The sequence below is a fragment of the Pantoea sp. GW821-FHT03E06 genome, assembly GCF_059420725.1.
This window is the reverse complement of the sequence record NZ_JBWKUG010000001.1, coordinates 614,167-633,158: the sequence shown is the minus strand read 5'-3', so window position 1 is coordinate 633,158 and position 18,992 is coordinate 614,167. Positions and strand designations below refer to the sequence as shown.

At 54.2% G+C, this 18,992-nt stretch carries 17 protein-coding genes; 8 read left to right on the top strand and 9 right to left on the bottom strand.

Annotation, left to right across the window (positions count from 1 at the left end; translation table 11 throughout):
- Positions 1 to 119 precede the first annotated feature (119 nt).
- The 3 genes from AC07WB_RS02885 to AC07WB_RS02875 all read left to right on the top strand — a co-directional run bounded on the left by AC07WB_RS02885 (position 120) and on the right by AC07WB_RS02875 (position 2,797).
- On the top strand, positions 120 to 1,214 hold the full coding sequence (locus AC07WB_RS02885; protein ID WP_494940007.1) for a GGDEF domain-containing protein: 1,095 nt from the start codon (positions 120 to 122) through the stop codon (positions 1,212 to 1,214).
- 228 nt (positions 1,215 to 1,442) lie between these two features.
- Positions 1,443 to 2,237 (top strand): siderophore-iron reductase FhuF, encoded by a 795-nt coding sequence (gene fhuF, locus AC07WB_RS02880; RefSeq protein ID WP_097095017.1) that lies wholly within the window; start codon positions 1,443 to 1,445, stop codon positions 2,235 to 2,237.
- A 95-nt stretch (positions 2,238 to 2,332) separates the two neighbouring features.
- The gene (locus tag AC07WB_RS02875) at positions 2,333 to 2,797 is read left to right on the top strand and encodes a YbaK/EbsC family protein (protein WP_494940006.1); all 465 of its coding nucleotides are present in this window, start codon (positions 2,333 to 2,335) and stop codon (positions 2,795 to 2,797) included.
- Here the strand turns inward: AC07WB_RS02875 and AC07WB_RS02870 are convergent.
- The 4 genes from AC07WB_RS02870 to AC07WB_RS02855 form a co-directional block, all read right to left on the bottom strand.
- Positions 2,794 to 4,014 (bottom strand): MFS transporter, encoded by a 1,221-nt coding sequence (locus tag AC07WB_RS02870; protein WP_097095019.1) that lies wholly within the window; start codon positions 4,012 to 4,014, stop codon positions 2,794 to 2,796. The genes AC07WB_RS02875 and AC07WB_RS02870 overlap by 4 nt on opposite strands.
- Positions 4,015 to 4,267: 253 nt before the next feature.
- Positions 4,268 to 5,251: a nucleoside hydrolase gene (locus AC07WB_RS02865; protein WP_097095020.1), complete on the bottom strand. Its 984-nt coding sequence runs from the start codon at positions 5,249 to 5,251 to the stop codon at positions 4,268 to 4,270.
- A gap of 12 nt (positions 5,252 to 5,263) precedes the next feature.
- Positions 5,264 to 6,286, bottom strand: a complete 1,023-nt coding sequence (locus AC07WB_RS02860) for a LacI family DNA-binding transcriptional regulator (protein ID WP_345827321.1) — start codon at positions 6,284 to 6,286, stop codon at positions 5,264 to 5,266.
- A gap of 75 nt (positions 6,287 to 6,361) precedes the next feature.
- Positions 6,362 to 7,759, bottom strand: coding sequence for an MFS transporter (locus tag AC07WB_RS02855; protein WP_494940005.1), 1,398 nt, complete (start codon positions 7,757 to 7,759; stop codon positions 6,362 to 6,364).
- A 584-nt stretch (positions 7,760 to 8,343) separates the two neighbouring features.
- Here AC07WB_RS02855 and AC07WB_RS02850 point away from each other — a divergent pair.
- A complete protein-coding gene (locus AC07WB_RS02850; protein WP_494940004.1) occupies positions 8,344 to 8,898 on the top strand; it encodes a histidine phosphatase family protein in 555 nt (184 codons plus the stop codon).
- Here the strand turns inward: AC07WB_RS02850 and AC07WB_RS02845 are convergent.
- Complete coding sequence (locus AC07WB_RS02845; protein WP_494940003.1) at positions 8,891 to 9,841, bottom strand: YncE family protein; 951 nt, start codon at positions 9,839 to 9,841, stop codon at positions 8,891 to 8,893. The genes AC07WB_RS02850 and AC07WB_RS02845 overlap by 8 nt on opposite strands.
- 417 nt (positions 9,842 to 10,258) lie before the next feature.
- Here AC07WB_RS02845 and AC07WB_RS02840 point away from each other — a divergent pair, with 417 nt between their 5' ends.
- Complete coding sequence (locus AC07WB_RS02840) at positions 10,259 to 11,272, top strand: glycosyltransferase family 32 protein (RefSeq protein WP_097095025.1); 1,014 nt, start codon at positions 10,259 to 10,261, stop codon at positions 11,270 to 11,272.
- Here the strand turns inward: AC07WB_RS02840 and AC07WB_RS02835 are convergent.
- Positions 11,246 to 12,169, bottom strand: coding sequence for a LysR family transcriptional regulator (locus AC07WB_RS02835; protein WP_494940002.1), 924 nt, complete (start codon positions 12,167 to 12,169; stop codon positions 11,246 to 11,248). The genes AC07WB_RS02840 and AC07WB_RS02835 overlap by 27 nt on opposite strands.
- 120 nt (positions 12,170 to 12,289) lie before the next feature.
- On the opposite strand from AC07WB_RS02835, the gene AC07WB_RS02830 reads away from it, so the two are divergent.
- Positions 12,290 to 12,679 carry a tautomerase family protein gene (locus tag AC07WB_RS02830; protein ID WP_345827324.1) on the top strand — a complete coding sequence of 130 codons (390 nt, stop codon included), beginning with the start codon at positions 12,290 to 12,292 and terminating at the stop codon, positions 12,677 to 12,679.
- A gap of 215 nt (positions 12,680 to 12,894) precedes the next feature.
- Positions 12,895 to 15,186 carry a phosphatidylglycerol--membrane-oligosaccharide glycerophosphotransferase gene (gene opgB, locus AC07WB_RS02825; protein WP_494940001.1) on the top strand — a complete coding sequence of 764 codons (2,292 nt, stop codon included), beginning with the start codon at positions 12,895 to 12,897 and terminating at the stop codon, positions 15,184 to 15,186.
- 66 nt (positions 15,187 to 15,252) lie between these two features.
- Here the strand turns inward: opgB and AC07WB_RS02820 are convergent, their stop codons facing one another.
- A complete protein-coding gene (locus tag AC07WB_RS02820) occupies positions 15,253 to 15,960 on the bottom strand; it encodes a GNAT family N-acetyltransferase (protein ID WP_494940000.1) in 708 nt (235 codons plus the stop codon).
- Between the two features lie 107 nt (positions 15,961 to 16,067).
- On the opposite strand from AC07WB_RS02820, the gene pdxR reads away from it, so the two are divergent.
- Complete coding sequence (pdxR, locus tag AC07WB_RS02815; RefSeq protein WP_494939999.1) at positions 16,068 to 17,516, top strand: MocR-like pyridoxine biosynthesis transcription factor PdxR; 1,449 nt, start codon at positions 16,068 to 16,070, stop codon at positions 17,514 to 17,516.
- On the opposite strand, the gene AC07WB_RS02810 is transcribed toward pdxR, so the two are convergent.
- A complete protein-coding gene (locus tag AC07WB_RS02810; RefSeq protein WP_097095031.1) occupies positions 17,513 to 17,998 on the bottom strand; it encodes an RcnB family protein in 486 nt (161 codons plus the stop codon). The two genes, pdxR and AC07WB_RS02810, sit on opposite strands and share 4 nt — an antisense overlap.
- Before the next feature lie 202 nt (positions 17,999 to 18,200).
- The gene (locus tag AC07WB_RS02805) at positions 18,201 to 18,983 is read right to left on the bottom strand and encodes a MetQ/NlpA family ABC transporter substrate-binding protein (RefSeq protein WP_345827328.1); all 783 of its coding nucleotides are present in this window, start codon (positions 18,981 to 18,983) and stop codon (positions 18,201 to 18,203) included.
- Positions 18,984 to 18,992: the final 9 nt, after the last annotated feature.

Below are 18,992 nucleotides of genomic sequence, written 5' to 3'. Positions count from 1 at the left end.
CTAAATTGCCGCCGATAACTATAATCGCCAACACAACAATAACGTGCTCACTATCCGGGTAGGAACGCTATTTATTCCGGGTAGCGCTTTGATATATCAGGGCAGTCACGAGAATAATAATGAAATTACAATCTTATGAAGAGTTGAAACACAGTAAATATCGGCTGTCGCTGATGCTTTTTCTGTTTCTTAATGTCGCCGTTTCGCTTTTTTGTCTGCTGCCATTTTTAGGCAGTGATAATCCCGTACGATCGCTGCCGGTCGCGCTGGTAGCGGGCTGTAGCACCACACTGCTGCTTATTTGCTTAATGGTGTCAAAACAAAAATTGCCGCTATTAAATCCTGTCGCATTTCTATTAGGCGCATTATGGGCATGGCATATTAACCTCAGATATCATCTGGTTTACTATTTTGATGGCAGCTTTTTAATAATTAGCCTGTTAAGCGTCTTTTTTATCAGTGCCATTGCCTTAAGTGATTATTTGATCGCATTTTGTTTACACATTACACCGCCCGTATTAACAGTATTGTTATTGGACGATGGGCAGCATTTAATGATGATCCTCTTCACGATTATGCTGCCGTTAATCGGATTTTCACTGCACCATTTAATGCGACGCCGCTTTGATACCTTTACGCTGCGCCTGGTCAGCCAGCTGTATGAGGAGAAAGAGAGCTTTAGTGATTTGAGTATGCTTGATCCCCTCACCGGCTTATATAACCGTCGCGGACTGAAGAATCGTCTTGATACCATCATGGAAAACCACGCAGGCAGCCACTTTGTGCTGCTGCTGGATATCGACCATTTCAAAGCCTACAACGACAATTACGGCCATGCGATGGGCGATCAGGCACTGGCGCGCGTGTCCGTGGCGATTCGTGATGCGGTGCGTTCACGCGATGTCGTAACGCGCTACGGTGGCGAAGAGTTTCTGGTGCTGTTAACCAACGTGAATGCCTCTATTGCGATGAAGCTGGCCGAACGCATTCGTCAGTACGTCGTCGATTTGGAAATCCCTCACCGCTTTAATGAAAAGGTTTCCACGCACGTTACCGTGAGTGCCGGCATCGCACCGATTTATGCTGAGGACTTTGAGCAAGCGGTGTCCAATGCGGACCGCGCGCTCTATGTGGCGAAAAATCAGGGGCGCAATACCATTCTTGCCTGGGAAGATTTGCCGAAAGTGGCGCAGATGAGTAACGAGCTGACATAAGGTTTGGTTTGGTATGCCTGGTCGCCATGAATGGCGACCCTACGGCGGCACGGCCTGTCTTTCGCGTGGATTGAACCCTGGTCGCCATGAATGGCGTCCCTGCGATGTACCCGTAGGGTGCGCATTTATGCGTACCAGGCCAAACGTCCACACGTGCAGAAAAGTTGTGCAATAAACCGGGAACGATTATCATTTGTCTCTCGATTCCCGTTATCACTCAGGACCAGCATGGCCATCATCACGCGTCAGGATCATCGCTACAGCGAGCATCCCCTGATCTTCATGCAGAGCGACCGCAGCTTAGCGAGCGCGCTGGAAGATCTGATGCGCGATCAACGCAGCTATATGCTGGACAACCTCAAGCTGGGCCAACCGGCACCTGCCGGAACCTTAACGCTAGCCGAGTGGTCAAATCCCGTTCACTTTCGCCGCCTGACGCAGCGCTACAGCGATTACCTCTACCGCGACCATCCCGATGTTCAGCAGGAAGCCAAGCCGCTGCAGTCGCTGTGGGCGCAATGGTATTTTGGCTTGTTGTTGCCGCCGTTAATGATGGCGCTATTGCTGGAGCCGCGTGCGTTGAACTGCTCGCCGCATCTGATTCACGTTGAATTCCACGAAAACGGACACCCCTGCGCTTTCTGGATCGATGTGCAGGAAGATGAAGACGCGCGCTATCTCAATGGGCAGCAGCGCATCGATCGCCTGATTCAGCAATGCCTGATTCCTGCGGTCAACGGTATGGCCCAGCACGGCGATATCAACGCCAAACTCATCTGGAACAACATGGGCTATTCGTTTTACTGGTTTCTTGGCGAGCTGAAAAACCAGCTGCCGCAACACACGGTGTTACAACTCGAGCAGGCGCTGTTTTTCAGCAAATCGCTGCGGGATGGCAGTGATAACCCGTTGTACCGCACCATGATCCCGCGTAATGGCGAAATGGAGCGACGCAGCTGCTGTCAGCGCTATCGTATCCCCGACGTTGAGCGCTGCGGTAACTGCACGTTAAAAGCGGTGTAACGCCCGCGCATTCTGTTACAGATTCTCCTTTTCTCTCGTTTACAGTTTTCCTGCCTTATGGCATTTTTTTGGCTCTGTTTTTACCGGAGAAAAAAATGAGCCTGGAGTCGGTACGGCACTTCTTTGCCGAACATGCACCGGATATCGACATCATCGAGATGCCGGAAAGCACCGCCACCGTTGAGCTGGCCGCACGCGTACATGGCGTTATGCCGGGGCAGATTGCCAAAACCTTGTCGCTAAAAGTGAAAGATGACGTGGTGCTGATTGTGACGCGTGGCGATGCACGCCTCGACAACCGCAAGCTCAAGGCGGCGCTCGGCGCCAAAGCGCGCATGTTAAGCGTGGATGAAGTGGTGAACTGGACCGGACATCCGGTGGGCGGCGTGTGCCCGTTCGGGCTGGAAAACCCGCTGACCGTCTATTGCGATGTCACGCTACGCAGCTACGAAGAAGTGTTGCCAGCAGCCGGATCGATTCATAGTGCAGTACGCATTTCACCGCAGCGTATGGCAGATCTCACCGCGGCAAAATGGATTGACGTCTGCGAGGCGCTTTAACGCGTCTCGCGCGCGGCAGCACCGGAAATTTCGATGCCGCGCGTCTCGCGACCAAACGCCACTAAGACGCAGATTAGCACCGCCACCGTCCCGGCCACAATCGCCATGCCCAGGCCATAATTGCCGCCGTGCGCCTCGGCGATGCGTGATTGCACCGTCGCATTAACCGAGGCGATCAGGTTACCCAGCTGATAAACAAACCCCGGCAGCACCGCGCGCGCATTAGCGGGCACCAGTTCGGTGAGATAAGTCGGTACCACGCCCCACGCGCCCTGCACCATAAACTGCATCAGAAATGCGCCGATGCCTATCATCCAGGAACCGCTAGAAAATGCCCACAGCGGTAACACCGGCAGCGCAAGGAACGACGCCAGAATAATGGCTTTCTTGCGGCCAATACGCTCCGACAGCGCACCAAAAGTGATCCCGCCCAGCATTGCCGCGATGTTGTAGCTAATGGCGATAATACTGACGGTGTGCGGATCGAACTGATGCTGCACTTTCAGGAAAGTGGGATACAGATCCTGCGTGCCGTGGCTGAAGAAGTTAAAGCAGGCCATCAGCAGCACCATGTAGATGCAGATTTTCCAATGTTTACGAATGATCGGCAGCAAGGCGGTACTCTCTTTGCGTTCACGCGCCGCCAGCCATACCGGGGATTCCGGGACTTTAAAGTAGATGAACGGCAGCAGCAGAATCGGCAACGCGCCAATCAGGAACATTCCGCGCCAGCCAACCGTTTCGAAAAACAGACCAAAAATCACGGAAGCCAGCAGATAGCCGCACGGATAACCGGCCTGGAAAATACCCGACATTAAACCGCGTGAGCGATCCGGAATCGTTTCCATCGCCAGCGACGACGCTACGCCCCAAATCCCGCCCATTGCGACGCCATAAATCACCCGGAAACCTAGGAATGCTGCGAAATTAGGTGACCACGCCGACAGCAGCTCAAACAGCGAAAACATAACGATATTCAGCATCAGAATCGGCCGACGACCATATTTCTCCGCCAGACGTCCAAAGATCAGTGCGCCAATCGGGCGAACCGCCAGCGTAAGCATGATGGCAATGGAAACGTCGGAGACGCTGGTGTGGAAATATTGGGCAAGATCGCTAAGCACAAACACTAAGATAAAGAAGTCGAACGCATCCAGCGTCCAACTCGCGAAACTGGCAAAAGCCACGTTGCGCTGGGTCGCAGTCCAGTTAAACATGTAGGTATCCTGTCTGATTAGCTTCCGGATCGTTGGCCGGATTTTATTGTAGAAGTTACCGCGCAAATAATTGCATCGGTTACTAATGTGTTAACTATTTGTATATAGCATGTCAGAAAGGTGACTTGAGGCGGGAATTGTCAGCGAGTGATTCGAGGTGTAAGAAAGCGTGTCATGCTGAGTACGGTGGTCGCCATAAATGGCGCCCCTACAGCATTGTAGGGTGCGCATGTATGCGCACCTGGAAAACGGTTCAGCGTTTCAGCTGATTAAACGCCTTTTCGATCATCTCGAGCAGCAGCGCGTTATTAACGGTTTGAATCACATGCACCAGCGCGCCGCTCTGTTCCGGCACGCCTACATCCAGTCGCAACGGGGTGCGATAGCGCCAGCTCTTGCCGCGCGTGGCCCCCGGGCGCAGCTCAATATCCACGTGGTAATCAACACCGTCAGCGACACGCTGGTTAAGCAGCCACGCCACCACCAGCGCATCATGAATCCAGCAGCCTGGCAGATGACGGGTGCGAATTGAATAGTCGATCCACGGTCGCAGCGTCTCACGCACAAACTGCGGCAGCGGATGATCGTTGGCGGTAAGACGCGTCAGATCCTGATGGGTCAGCAAGGTTTGCGTAGTGGCATCCATTGGCACCAGCGTGATGGTTGCGCCACTGTGCAGCACCTGATGTGCCGCTTCTGGATCGAGGCCAAAATTAGTGTCTTTGATGTAATCATCCAGCGCAAACACGCCGCCCATGATAACAATCTCCGCCACCGACTCTGCCATTTGCGGATAACGCTGCAGCGCTAGCGCCACGTTGGTTAACGGGCCGATTGCCACCAAGGTAAATTCGCCAGGATTGTCGCAAATCAGCTGCCCCATGACGCCAGCGGCGTCATAACCATCGGCGGGAATACGCTGCGGTTGACGCACGCCCTGCCAAAGTTCTCCCAGCTTTTCATCGGCAACATGGTCAAGCCGTGCGCGCCAGGGCGCAGGATCTTCCCGCAAGGCCTGCAATGCACCCTGCACCACAGGAATATTGAGCCCCAGCCGCTGCATCAAATCTTTCGCTACCTGCGCGCCAACCGCACTCGGCGTGTTGCCGGTTACGGTGGTGATCAGCTCAAGCGATAGCGACTTTGACGCCAACGCTAACGCCAGTGCCAGGCCATCATCGGTGTTAGCACCCGCAATACCGTTTCCTGGATCACAATCGATAATCAGTCTTTTCATAGAGTTATAGTTTTATTGTTGTTGAGTAAGCTGGCAGCCGCAGGATTCACCAATTTCTAGATGGTGAGGAAATTCCGCCAGCTGTGCGTCGCCATCCCAGTTCTTGAGCATGGCTATCGCACTGCGCGCCATATCGCGCAGCGGCTGACGGACGGTAGTAAGCGTTGGCACATGAAATGCCGATTGATCGGTGCCGTTAAAACACACCAGCGCGACATCCTGCGGCACGCGCAGTCCATGCTCCGACAGCGCGCGAATGCAGCCAATCGCCTGGCCTTCATTACTGGTAAACAGCGCGCGAGGAAGGCAACTGCTCGCCACCATGCGCTGCGCGGCGTCATAGCCGCCCTGACGCGTATAGTTGGCGGGGAAAATCATCGCCTCATCCGCCAGCACTCCTTTCTCCGCCAGCGCATCACGCCAGCCCTGAATACGATCCTGCGCATTAAGCATGTCTAGCGGACCGCTGATCATGCCCACCTGCTGATAACCGTGGCTGAGAAGATGTGCGGTGACCTGACGTGCCGCCTCGCGCTCATTCACGCGCAGCATGCTGACGCCCGGGCGCGGCTCGATACGATCCAGCATCACCAGCGGTGTGCCGCTGGCCTGAATCACATCAATATAGGGATGGCGATCAACGCTGTTGTAGAACAGGCCATCCACCTGACGATTGAGCAACCCCTGAATGATCTCCAGCTCACGCTTACGGTCGTCACCGGCGTCGCCCAGCAGCATGACGTGGCCGTGGTTCAGCGATTCCTGTAACAGCATGTGCGCCATTGAAGCAACAAAGGGATTGCCAATATTCGGCACCACTAAACCGTAGGTTTTGGTGCTGCCGGAAGCCAGCGCGCGAGCCACGGCATTGGGGCGATAGCCGGTTTGTTTGATGGCATCCAGTACGCGTTGCCGCGTGGCTTCCGCCACCGGACGCGGACCGTTGTTGATCACGTAACTGACCACTGCCACCGACGTTCCCGCCACTTTGGCAACATCGGTACGTGTCACATTTCCGGTTGGAGACTTCGCCATTCCTTTGCCTCTGCGTAAAGGCCATTGGCCGGAATATCCGGCCAATGGCTGTGATGATTTACGCGACTCTGCGGGTCAGATTGCATCTTCCGGCAGATTGAGATCGCGTCCGCGCGTTTCCGGCGCCACGAAGGTGGTGAGAAAACCAATGCTGGCCATCGCGGAGAAATAAACCGCAATCGGCCACCAGTGTCCGGTAAACGATAGCAGCGCCGCCGCCACTAATGGCGCGGTGCCTCCTGAAAGGATAGACCCCAGCTCTTTCGCCACCGCCATCTTGGTATAGCGACGCTTCACGCCGAACATCTCTACACCCCACGCCGCCTGCACGCCGAAGATGCCCAGCGATGCCAGCGCCATGCCCACGACGATAACCGCAATGACAATTGCCGGATCGTGGCTATCCATCAGGCTAAATGCAGGCCAGGCGTAGAACATCAGCAGCAGGCAGAAGCAGCGGTAGGTGATGCGGCGGCCAAAGCGATCCGACAACCAACCGGCAAAAGGAATGATCAGGAAGCCCAGCAGCGAAGCGATAAACACCGCTGTAGTGGGAACTGATTTGTCGAGCATCAGCACCTTCGCGACGTAACCGACGATAAAGCCCTGCGCCAGATAGGACGGGCCATTTTCGCCGATGCGTAAACCAACCATGACCCAGAATGCACGACTGCGCTGCCAGAAGCTGCGGGTATCGACGTCCTCTTCCGCCTGCGCCAGCGTCGCGCTGCGCTCGGCCTGCAATTCAGCCTGTTGACGCTCAAATACCGGCGTTTCGCGCAGGTGACGGCGAATCCACAGTGCCACCACCGCAATCACTACGCTGCTGAGGAAAGGAATACGCCAGCCCCACGCCAGCAAACTCTCTTTATCCATCTGAATGACCGCCAGCCATACCAGCGAGGCGATCAGCGTACCGCTGTTCGATCCAAGGGCAATCACTGACGAGACCAGGCCGCGACGCTCAACCGGCGCATATTCGCCGAGCATCACCGTGCCGCCCGACAGTTCCGCGCCAGCGCCTAATCCTTGGGTAAAGCGCAGCAGCACCAGACACGCCGGTGCCCAGACGCCAATGCTGGCATAGGAAGGAATCAAACCAATTAGCGTGGTGGAGGCACCCATCAAAATGATGGTGGCGATCATCACCGTTTTACGGCCTTTACGATCGCCTATCCAGCCAAACAGCAGCGCCCCAATCGGACGGGCAATAAAGCCTACCGACCAGGTAGCAAAACTGGAGAGTAACGCAATGGCCGGAGTGGCTTCGGGGAAGAAAACATCGCCAAAAATAATTCCGGCGGCCAGGCCATAAAGGGCAAAATCCGCATATTCCATCGCGGTGCCAAGCCAGCAGGAGAACGTGGCGCGCCAGAAATCTTTGCGGCCAGCATCTGTTTCAAACCGCGCGTCGGCAGCTGAAGAGGAGGAGTTGAGTGAGCTTTGTTGCGAAACGGAGTGATGTACCGTCATAACCATTTCCCTGATAGAGGTAAAAATAGCAAACGCCCTTCCGTGGGTCAGTTCCCTTGCAACAAGCGGAACTCCCCGGTGACGACGTTCAGTAGGCAAACCTGGATGAAAAATCAGTAAAGAATTCCCTGGTGTTGGAATTCGCTTCTTCGCCTTTACCCGCCGATGTAATTTTCATCGATCGCATTAGTGAGGCAAATGTAACTGGGTCATCTCAAGGCCAACTTCGTCTCTGGCACCGTGAGTTATCACTGTGAATACAGTCTATCTACGCGCGTAGATAAATCAAGCGATAATCGTGATATTTATTAATTAATCTTCACTATAACTCTGGGGCACGAGATAAAAAAGGCGTTAATTCATGACATTACAGCTAATGCCGGTAAGCAAAAAAACATCCAAAAACGCGTAATTGACGATAATTGCTTACCATTCAGTGCAGGCAAATGATTTTCCATCGCGCTGTTTTTCGCACAGTTCGATGAAGGTTTAATGACAAGGGCGTATTACTCTTAAAACCCTTCGCTTACGCGCGATGCACCCTGCAACTGCATTACACTGAAGCCAGATTATTCGGGAGCCTTATGACCATCATCCTTATGCGCCACGGAAAACCCGATCATCCGGTTACCGGACGTTTCACGGCACAAGCGCTGGCCGCGTGGAGTGAAGGCTACGATCAGGCTACGATTTGCGACTCTCCGCCGCTGCGTAGCGTGACCATTGCGCGCCAGGCAAGCGTGATCGTCACCAGCCCGCTGCCGCGTGCACGTTCCTCTTTAGCGCGTCTGGGCTTGCAGCCGCAGGCGGTGGACGCCGTGTTTAGCGAAGTCGCGATGCCTACCCTGCCGTTTGCGCGCCCGCACCTGCCGCTCAGCGTCTGGCTGGCATTGTTACGTCTTCTCTGGCTATGCGGCTATTCAGGGCATGTCGAATCGGTGCAGCATGCGCGCGATCGGGCGCGACGTGCGGCGGATAAACTGGTGGCACTGTCGCAGCAAGGCACGGTGCTGCTGGTAGGACACGGCATCATGAATAAGCTCATCGCGCGTGAGTTGCGTAAGCGCGGCTGGCAGGCAGAGAAACACGCCAGCAGCCGTCACTGGAGCAGTGCGATTTATCACCGCCCGTTTATTTAAGCTTGAAATAGCTCAGCACTTCACAGCCGGTGCCAGCCTGCGGCGTGGCAATCACCTTCATTTGCAGCAAATCAATCAGGCTGAGTGAACCATCACCTTCGTTGGCAATCAGCAGGCTGTGGTTATCTTCACTGAAGCAACCATCCATCGGCTTATTGCCTACATGAATATCACCAAGTGGATTAAGCAGATCGTCGAACAACGTCACCATCGGCTCCTGATCACCTATCGCCACCAGCCGCTCGCCGTTGGCGCTAAAGCGCACCACCTGACAAGGCTGCTGATGGCCTGGCAACGTCAGACGCTGACGGATGCGGTGGCTTTGCCGATCCACCACATACAGCAGCGGAGCATCGGCCGCACTGGCGACCAGGTAGGGATGTTTGGGTGAGGCGGCGATGCCTGAAATGGGGCCGGGCATCAGGATATTATCGATAATGCGTCCTTCCGCCTCACACAGATCGACCACGGTAATGCTGGCATCCTCTTCGTTCTCGGTAAATAACTTGCGTCCGCTGGGTGATAGCGTGAGCCGATGCGCATTATGCGACGGCAGCTGAATAGTTTTTTCCAGCCGATCGCTAACGGGATCAATCACCGCGACCACCGCACTGGTTTCACAACAGAGATAGACTTTGCCGTCACGTGCTAGCTGGCCGCTATGCGGCCCTTTCAACGGTGATAAATCGATAAAGCCGCTGATCTGGCGTAAACGCAAATCGATAATCGCCACTTTATGGCCCGGATGCGGATTGTCGCCATGAATACCATCGCCATAGATGGGTACGTAAGCCTTCTCCAGCTGTGGCAACAGCAACAGCTCATGCGGGCGTGGTGGAAATGCGTTGAGCTCTTGCTCTACAGCGAAGGTGTCTGGATTGAGAAACAGTACGCGATTGCCCTGCTTATCGACCGCCAGTAATCCACGGTTATGTTGCTGCATAGCGTCTCCTTTTGTTAATCACCTTCTTTAAGCGTAGCTAACCCACCATAGCGGTGGGATGTTCGCGGCGGGCCAGCGAAAAATGCAGCAGGATTAACCAGTGATCTGACGCCCATTTTTTAAAGCGGGTCGCAACGTTAGCGGCAGCATCATTATTTTATTAGGAATAATCTTAAGTGGATAAAATATAATTAACAGCCATCCCCCCTTTTATTTACCCTTTATGTAAAGCTTAACGGATCCTTCATTTTCCGGTTTATCTGAAAGAAGCAAAAAGTGATAGCCTCATCGCACAGAATGTTTTATTAAGCATAGGAAAGTAGGTTCTTACACAGCACAAAGAAAGGGATAACGAAGAGCGCTCAGCGCCAGTAACAGGGAAGCCTTGCCGCCATAATCACAATAATCAGGTGCATCATGACTAAAAAACGCCTCCAGCCAGCGTTAACGCTCTGGCACAACTGGAAAAGGCTTGCCTTTACCAGCCAGACTTTCCTGCAGAAAAAACAGCATAATGCGCTCTGTGCGCCGGAATACGATCCCAGCGAAGAGGAGAATATCGTGTTACTTTCTGGTGACAAAGATTTGCCAGAAATTCCGAAAAAAGTTTGGCTGTATTGGGATAATGAATATTTACCAAAATCCATGGCATTAAATATTAAAAAAATTCGTCAGGATAATCCCGATCATGAGATCCATTTATTAAACCGTCTAACGGTAAAAGAAGTATTGCCCGACTTTATATTTACCTCTTCTCAATTAACGGCGCAGCAAAAGAGTGAAGTGATTCGTCTGGAATTACTGTTGCGTTATGGCGGCATAGCCATAGATTGCAGCACGTTATTATTTGAAGATCTTTCCTGGGTGCATCGCGCGCATCAGGAACGTCGCATGGATGTGATTGGTTATTATCGCGAAATCTCTACCGTTAATTTTCTTGCGCCAGTGATTGAGAGCTGGTTCCTGGCCGCTGCGCCCAATAATCCCTTTATCCGCGAATGGCAGAAACACTACGCGCCCGTCAAACATCTTGGTGAGCAGAATTATTTCAGTGAATTAAGTAAGCGCGATGATTATGCATTGCTGACGCAAAAAATAGCCGAGCCGCAGCAGCAACTGGGGTCGTTAGCACAGCAGGTCGCGATGCGAGAATATCGCCGGGTCAATCTCTATCTGCGTAAATGCGAGGCCAATGCCTATTACTATCAGCGCCTGAGCGGCTGGAAAAGCGAGGCGTTTACCCACGCGGTGCTGTTCCACCAACGCCCACAAACGCCACCGCCGATCATCAAACTGAGCGGTAATGAACAGCTGCATCTCGACTTTAATCTGCGTCTGGGTCACTACAATCGCAGCAGCTTATTGGGTCAGATGATGCAGCCGCACTCGCCTGTTGCGCTGGCGTCACCCATCAACAAAGCGCGCGCGTAGCCAGTGGATAAAGGTGGTGACCGCCCGCGGCACCTGTGCAGCATACGGGCGCACCACCCACAAACGATTGGCGAAGGCATCAATCGTTTGCCACTGCGGCAGAACCTGCTGCAGCGTGCCGCTGGCTAACGCCGCACTGGCGCTGAAATCGGGCAACATCGCGATCCCCAATCCCTGCAACGCCGCGTCGCGGATTGACTCGCTGTTGTTGGTGGCAAAGTTCCCCTGAATTTTTACCTGCACCGTTTCGCTATCACCGCCTGCGGGACGGAAGCGCCACTGCGGCGACTCCAGCCCGCGCGGATAATACAGGCAGTTATGCTGCTGTAACGCCTGCGGCGAGTCGGGCATGCCGTGCTGTGCCAGATAGGTGGGCGACGCGACCAGCAGCGCTTGGGTTTCACACAGCGGTAGCGCGACATGGGTTTCCGGCAGGTTATCGCTGTGACGGATAGCCAAATCAAAGCCTTCGCTGCCCAGCGACACCAAACGATCGGTAACGTCCAGCTGCAAACGTACCTGCGGATAATCGTGCAAGAAATCGCCAATAATCGGCACCAGCTGCTGACGCGCAAATGCCACCGGCGCGGTGACGCGCACCATGCCGCGCACCGGACCGGCCTCATCACGCACGCTGAAAAAACTCTGCGCAATACGCGCAAACGGATCGCGCAGCTCGTCCACCAGCTTTTCCCCGGCAGAGGTGAGCCGCACGCTGCGCGTGGTGCGTTGCACCAGCGCCACGCCCGCCATTTTTTCCAGCTCTTTAATCTTTTGGCTCATCGCCGCTTTGCTGACGTCTAATCGCTCAGCCGCGCGGGTAAAACTACCCAGCTCGGCCAGCACCGTAAGCCAATGCAAATGTACCCAAAGGTGATCGGTTTTAATTTCTTTCATATAGATTGTTCAAAATAATAAATAATCATTTTAACCAGCGCGCTTTTTCTTTCCTGCAGCAAGCGGCAGCATAGCGCCACATCCTACTCTTTTCATCTACGCAAAAACGAGGGTTTATTGATGCCATTACTGACATTTGATGTGATTCAGGGCCGTTCTGAAGCAGAGTTACGCACCTTACTGGATGCCGCACATCGCGCGGTGTTAACTGCTTTTAAAGTGCCCACACGCGATCGGTATCAGATTGTTCACGAAAACAAAAGCTACCAGATGGTCTTTCAGGACACTGGCTTAGGGTTTGAGCGCAGCGATAATCTGGTCATGGTGCGCGTCTATACCAGCCCGAGAAGTGAAGAACAAAAGTGTCTGTTCATGGCAGAGTTAGCGCGCGAGCTACTGGAAAATTGTGGCGTCAGGGGCACTGATTTGATGATTAGTTTTATCACCAACAGTAAAGGTGACTGGAGCTTTGCCGACGGTGAAGCGCAATATCTGACCGGAAAACTCTAATCCCTCGCCTCTGCCCTCGCTGGCAGCAGCCGTTGCGTTGCTGCCAGGCCAAACCACAGCCTGCTTAAACTCGCCTTAAACGAATCGGAATGCATCGCACAAATCTGGTTGGATGTGTTGCAGCAATATGACACCCAATATAGATTGACGCAAAAACCCCCAAAGAGGGTCGTTGGCGCAGGGAATGCGTATTCATTCAAAATGAGGATCTGACGTTGTCCGAACTGTTTTCGGTTGTACTCTTTTTGGCTGCGATTGCAGTCTACTCCTATAAAGCTGGGCGAAATAAATTCTGGTTTAGTGTGATTTTGCTGTTGCTCACCCTGTTCATCGTGCTGAACGTCACGCTGATCGCCAGCAACTATTTTACCGGTGACGGCATTAATGACGCCGTCCTGTACACCCTGACCAACAGCCTGACTGGCGCAGGCGTGAGCAAATATGTGGTGCCTGCCATTGGCTTAATCATTGGCCTGTTTTCCCTGTTTTGCCTGCTTTCGTGGCTATTACGTCGACGTAAGACACAGCATCACCTCGGGTGGAGTTTGCTGGCGATTGCCTGTGCCGCCGGTTCCGTGCAAACCACGCCTGCGTTTCGCCAGGTGAAAGAGCTGATCTCCTCACATACGCGCGCCGCTGACTCCGATTTCGAAAGCTATTACAAAACGCCAAATAAGGTCATTGCCGAACCGAAGCTCAATCTGGTTTACATCTACGGCGAAAGTCTCGAACGGACCTATTTTGATCAGCACGCCTTTCCCGGCCTGGCGCCGGAACTGAGCCGCGAAAAAGATAACAGCATCGATTTCAGCCAAACCGAGCAGCTGCCCGGCACCGATTACACGATTGCAGGTATGGTCGCTTCTCAGTGCGGCATTCCGCTGTTTGCCCCTTTCGATGGCAATGCCTCGGCATCACTCTCCAGTTTCTATCCTCAGAACATCTGTCTTGGCGACATACTGAAAAATTCTGGCTATGAAAACTGGTTTATTCAGGGTGCGGATTTACGCTTTGCCGGTAAAGACACCTTCCTGCTTTCACACGGTTTTGACGCGGCCAATATGTACGGCTCGCAGGAGCTGAAAAGCCGGGTAGCAGACCCTAACTATCGCAATAACTGGGGCTACTACGACGATACGGTGATGGATGAGGTTTTTGAGAAATACGAGGAGCTGTCACGTACACAAAAGCGCTTCGCATTGTTCACACTAACGGTAGATACACATCATCCTGATGGCTTTATCTCGCGTAGCTGCCAGCGAAAAAGTTACAGCTATGATGGCAAACCCAACCAGTCTTTCAGCGCTGTGGCCTGCTCGCAGGAGCATGTGGCGCGCCTGATTGCGCGCATCAAGGCTTCACCGTGGTTTAAGAACACCATCATTGTCGTGACCTCCGATCATCTGGCAATGAATAACACCGCGCATCAGTATTTGATTAAGCAACCGCGCCATGACCTGTTTATGGTAATTCGAGGGGATCAGCCACAGGCGCAGGTGCTCGACAGCAAACGCAGCACGCTGGATAACGGTGCGACCGTGCTGGATATTCTTGGCGGCGATAATGCCATTGGCCTTGGCCGCAGCGGTCTCTCTTCTACCTCGCTGTCGACCCAGTTCGACGATATGGCAAAGCGCGTTATTGGCTGGAAGGCGGATATTATTCAGTTGTGGAATTTCCCCAGCAAAATGGACGCTATCACCATCGATCAGCAAAAAAACACCTTCAGCTTCTCCGGCGCGACCTTCAAGCTGCCAATTCTGTTCCGCGTTTCCGATAAGCATGTCGAGCCGCTGCCGGAAGGCGAATATTCGGAACCCCTGCGCTATCAGCTGGCCAAATTCGCTGCCGCTGACAAGTTCGTTTGGGTGGATCGCTGCTTTAAAATGGCTCGCCTGTGGCAGCCAGATTTGGCGCTTTCAAACGATTTATGCCTATCGATGGGGCAAATGGGTGCCAAACCTCGTGTTACCCGCATTGATAAACCCCTCTGGAAAGGTAAGGCGACGTTCCCAAAAGCCGAGGTCAGCGCAGAGACGTTCCAGCTTAATGAACAGCAGATACGCATTGAAGACAATGCGATTCGTTACAATGCGGATAGCTTCCTGCTGACGGTGCCTGGCGCGCCTAACAGCATTAAAAGCTTTAAGGGGATATCGCGTCCTGAAAGCTGGGGACGCTGGTCAAACGCCAATCTGGCGCCTGAAGTGAACATTGAATATAACGATCCGCTGCCCGAACGCTTTAATCTGGTGATCACCGCTCGCGCTTATGGCCCGAATGCACACCGCGCCATTCCAGTGCGCGTGGGCGATGAGGAACAGCAGCTGAATTTGGGTGAAGACTTCACCACCACCACGCTGCATTTCACCAACCCAACCGGCAGCCGCAATCTGGTTATTGTCCCGCCGGAACCGCAGGAGTCGAATGTGGGCAATATCATTGGCCAGGATCCGCGCCGATTAGGTATCGGTATGGTGGATATAAAAATCATCCCTCAGCCGTAAAGCTAAGCGGTAGCTACTCCGGGTAGCTACCGCTTTAGCTGGGACCCGGTGCGTATGAATGTGCCATTAAGGGCGCAGTGCTTCCAGCCTCTCGCGCTGCGTGCCATCCGCATTAAAGTTCTCCGCCGCTAGCCAGCGCTCGAAGCCCTGCTTCACCTGCGGCCATTCGCTATCGATGATTGAGAACCAGCAGGTATCGCGGCTGCGGCCTTTATAGACGATCGCCTGTCGGAATGTTCCTTCAAACTGGAATCCCAGGCGCCGCGCCGCGTTGCGTGAGGGCTGATTGCAGCTATCGCATTTCCACTCATAGCGGCGATAGCCCAACTGCTCAAAGGCATAGCGCATCAGCAAATAATGCGCTTCTGTTGCCATGCGGGTTTGCTTGAGTAACGGAGAAAAAGCCACGTGCCCAACTTCCACCGAGCCGTGGGTAGCATCAATGCGCATCAACGCCAGGGTTCCCACCGCACGATTGCTGTGGCAATCGATCACCGCGAAATGCATCGGATCGCGACCGTTTTCCAGCTTGCGCACATAGGCAACATAAGCGGCTTCATCTGCAAAGGGTTCGGCGAACATATAGGTCCAGTCGCGACCATCACCCGCCTGCGCATAGGCGGCATACAATTCACCACCATGGCGTTGCGCATTCAGCGGCTCAAGGCGGCAATACTCCCCGGCGAAAGTTTCATAGCTCGGCCAGGCGCGGGGCTGCCAATCCGGCAAGGGTGCGCCGACAGGTTGTCCATAGGCATTGATGTAGTGCGACATTCCTCATTTCCTTTCTGTGTAAGGGCCTGAGAAGCAGAGTGCCACTTTGCTGGCGTGTTAAAAAGCGCCACAATGACGCAAATTGATGGATCCACGGAAACGCATAAATGAGTGACGTTGAACTGCATCAACTGTTGCTGGCCCCGCTGGAGCGAAAGGGCGAGCAGACGCTGCAACAACAGCTATTCCAGCGCATCAAACAGGCCATCCTGGCGGGCAAACTCACCGCAGGCACGCGCTTGCCCGCCACGCGCCAGCTGGCACTGGAAGTGGGCGTCTCGCGCAATACGGTGATTGCGGTCTGCGCGCAGTTGCAAGCTGAAGGTTTTCTACTGAGCGATCGTCAGGGCAGTCATATCACCCACATGGCGCAGTTGCCTGATGACCATGCGCAATACGTCAGCAGTGAGATCGCGTTGTCGCCGCGCATTGCCCAGCTGCGATCCAGCCATCGAACGTTCAGTCAGGAGATGGCGCTGCGGCCAGGCATTCCCTCGCTGGCCCATTTTCCGCTGGCGCAGTGGCGACGCGCGCTGAACCGGGTGATGTTGCATCAGCCACAGCAACTGCTGGGTTATGGCGATCCCCTCGGTGAGCGCACACTGCGGGAAGCGCTGGCGCAACATCTTGCTCTGGCGCGTGGCGTTCGCTGTACGCCCGAGCAAATCGTGATCACCGAAGGCGCGCAGCAGGCACTCACGCTGTGCGTCGCGCTACTCAGCAACCCAGGCGACATCGGATGGGTTGAGGAGCCCGGATATCGCGGTGCAAAAGCCGCAATGCGCCTGGGCGATATGCGTATTGAGCCGGTAGCCGTTGATGCACAAGGGTTGGTCGCCGGGCCGGAAAAGTGGCAGCAGCGGACGCCGCGGCTGATTTACACCACGCCAACCCACCAATATCCTACCGGCGCGATCATGAGTGCCCCGCGCCGTCTGGCGCTGCTGGCGGCGGCACGTGAACATCAAACGTGGATTATTGAAGATGATTACGACAGTGATTTTCGCTACAGCGGTGAGCCGATCGCTGCCATGCAGGGCATGATGCAGCCCACGCCAGTGATCTATATTGGCTCCTTCAGTAAAACGCTGTTCCCCGCGCTGCGCCTTGGCTTCATGGTGATGCCCGCGCAGCTCATCGCGCCGCTACGCCCTGCTCTGCATGAACTGCTGCGCGGTGGCAATCGTCCCGAGCAGCAGGCTCTGGCACTGTTTTTACGCAGCGGCGACTTCAGCCGTCACCTGAGCAAAATGCGCCGGCTGTATCGTCAGCGCCAGGCAACGTTGCGCCAGGCCTTGCAGCACACCTTTGGCATGCAGGTGCCGTTGCTGGGTGGGGATTGCGGAATGCATTTAGTGTTATCGTTAACGGAGGAACACAACGATATGGCGATGGTGGATCGATTGATCCAGAGTGGTTTTGCGCCAGGTGCGCTATCAGGATTTTATCTTGGCGAGCAGAAGCAGCAAGGGCTGGTGCTGGGTTACGGTAACACCAGCACCAGCCAGATTATGGCAGGTGTTGCGCAGCTAGCGCGTCTGCTGCGCGGGGATTAACCGCGGAAGAAGATTTCACCCGATTTGCCCATTACGATCTTGCCGCTGTCATCGGTAATCAAAATGTAGTTGGCGTTGATATAGGCCCAATGTGTGCCTGGCTGCGGTGCCGGCAGATGACGCGGCTGCCATTCGACAATGGTGTACTGCTTTTTACGGTATTCGTCTGGCACCACATCGCCCACTTTGTACTCTTTGTAGTCGATGATAATGGTCGTCAGATCGTAATTGTTTGGTGCAGAAGCATCGCCGCTTTGCGGTGGACGAATAGGTGCTACATCGCCACTCGATTCGGCCGGTTCATTGCTGGCAGGTGCATCGGCAGTTGGCGCCTGTGTTTGTGCATCGGGTGCGGGCTGCTGCACCTGCGGCGGCGGTGGTACGTTATCCGTTTGCTCGCCTTCCGCCAGCGCGGCCGGAGTAAGGCTTAAAGCGCCCAGAAAAATTCCTGCAGAAAGAAGGGTGACGTGTGTCCTGCGCATTGGTGATTTCCACTCTGGTTAATTATTAACTGTCCAATTTACTGACAAGCGCAGCACGCTGAAGGTTCCCCCGGCGCGCCTGGCGCGTCAAATTTCGCTGCTCAGCATACCTCAGCTGAGGCGAATTTTGGCGCAGTAAAATTGCAAGCAACCATGTTAATGGCAATCACCGCCCCCTGCCAAAAACAGGGGGTGGCGAGCATTATTGATGAACAGGAATAACCGATCCCCGGTAATGCTGGTTAATAAATTCAGCGGTTTGCTTTGACTCAAGATCTTTCGCTAATTCGAGAATGCGTGGATCTTTAGCCAGCTTAGGTGTCGTTACCAGCACATTGGCGTAGGGGTTGTCCTTCGCCTGTTCCAGCGCCAGCGCATCCTTCGAAGGCACTAAACCCGCTTGCAAGGCGTAGTTGCCGTTGATGATCGCCAGCTGCGCGTCGTCCAGCGCGCGCGGCAGCTGCGGCGCTTCAACTTCAATAATCTTCAAATGGTGTGGATTGTCGGTAATGTCTGCGCTGGTCACCAGGGTGTTGGCGCGGGTGCTGTTCAGTTTAAGCAAACCATTGGCCTGCAGCAGATAAAGGGCGCGGCTCAGGTTGGTCACGTTGTTCGGCACCGCCACCTGTGCACCATCAGGCAGATCTTTCAATGATTTCACTTTGTGCGAATAGATGCCCAGCGGCTCAATATGCACGGTGGCAACCACCGAAAACGTCTCGCCTAGTGCTTTTTCCTGATCGCGCAAATAGGGAACGTGCTGGAAGTAGTTGGCATCCACATCCCCCCGCGCCAGCAGTTCGTTAGCGTTGAGGTTGCCGTTAAGCTCAATCACGTTAAGATCGAGCTTCTTGTCGGTTTGCTTGATGTGGTTGAGGATTTCACTGTGCGGTACCGCATCCGCCGCCACGCGCAATGCCGCCGCCGAAGCATAAGTGCTGAATACCGACATCATCGCTAACGCTGCTATCACCTTTTTATTCATGAGCTTCCC

Coding starts and splice junctions, on each gene's coding strand:
- AC07WB_RS02855 (WP_494940005.1), bottom strand. CDS start 7,759: ATGACGGTACATCACTCCGTTTCGCAACAAAGCTCACTCAACTCCTCC.
- AC07WB_RS02870 (WP_097095019.1), bottom strand. CDS start 4,014: ATGTTTAACTGGACTGCGACCCAGCGCAACGTGGCTTTTGCCAGTTTC.
- AC07WB_RS02820 (WP_494940000.1), bottom strand. CDS start 15,960: ATGTCGCACTACATCAATGCCTATGGACAACCTGTCGGCGCACCCTTG.
- AC07WB_RS02810 (WP_097095031.1), bottom strand. CDS start 17,998: ATGCGCAGGACACACGTCACCCTTCTTTCTGCAGGAATTTTTCTGGGC.
- AC07WB_RS02850 (WP_494940004.1), top strand. CDS start 8,344: ATGACCATCATCCTTATGCGCCACGGAAAACCCGATCATCCGGTTACC.
- fhuF (WP_097095017.1), top strand. CDS start 1,443: ATGGCCATCATCACGCGTCAGGATCATCGCTACAGCGAGCATCCCCTG.
- AC07WB_RS02845 (WP_494940003.1), bottom strand. CDS start 9,841: ATGCAGCAACATAACCGTGGATTACTGGCGGTCGATAAGCAGGGCAAT.
- pdxR (WP_494939999.1), top strand. CDS start 16,068: ATGAGTGACGTTGAACTGCATCAACTGTTGCTGGCCCCGCTGGAGCGA.
- AC07WB_RS02830 (WP_345827324.1), top strand. CDS start 12,290: ATGCCATTACTGACATTTGATGTGATTCAGGGCCGTTCTGAAGCAGAG.
- AC07WB_RS02885 (WP_494940007.1), top strand. CDS start 120: ATGAAATTACAATCTTATGAAGAGTTGAAACACAGTAAATATCGGCTG.
- AC07WB_RS02865 (WP_097095020.1), bottom strand. CDS start 5,251: ATGAAAAGACTGATTATCGATTGTGATCCAGGAAACGGTATTGCGGGT.
- AC07WB_RS02875 (WP_494940006.1), top strand. CDS start 2,333: ATGAGCCTGGAGTCGGTACGGCACTTCTTTGCCGAACATGCACCGGAT.
- AC07WB_RS02805 (WP_345827328.1), bottom strand. CDS start 18,983: ATGAATAAAAAGGTGATAGCAGCGTTAGCGATGATGTCGGTATTCAGC.
- AC07WB_RS02835 (WP_494940002.1), bottom strand. CDS start 12,169: ATGAAAGAAATTAAAACCGATCACCTTTGGGTACATTTGCATTGGCTT.
- AC07WB_RS02840 (WP_097095025.1), top strand. CDS start 10,259: ATGACTAAAAAACGCCTCCAGCCAGCGTTAACGCTCTGGCACAACTGG.
- AC07WB_RS02860 (WP_345827321.1), bottom strand. CDS start 6,286: ATGGCGAAGTCTCCAACCGGAAATGTGACACGTACCGATGTTGCCAAA.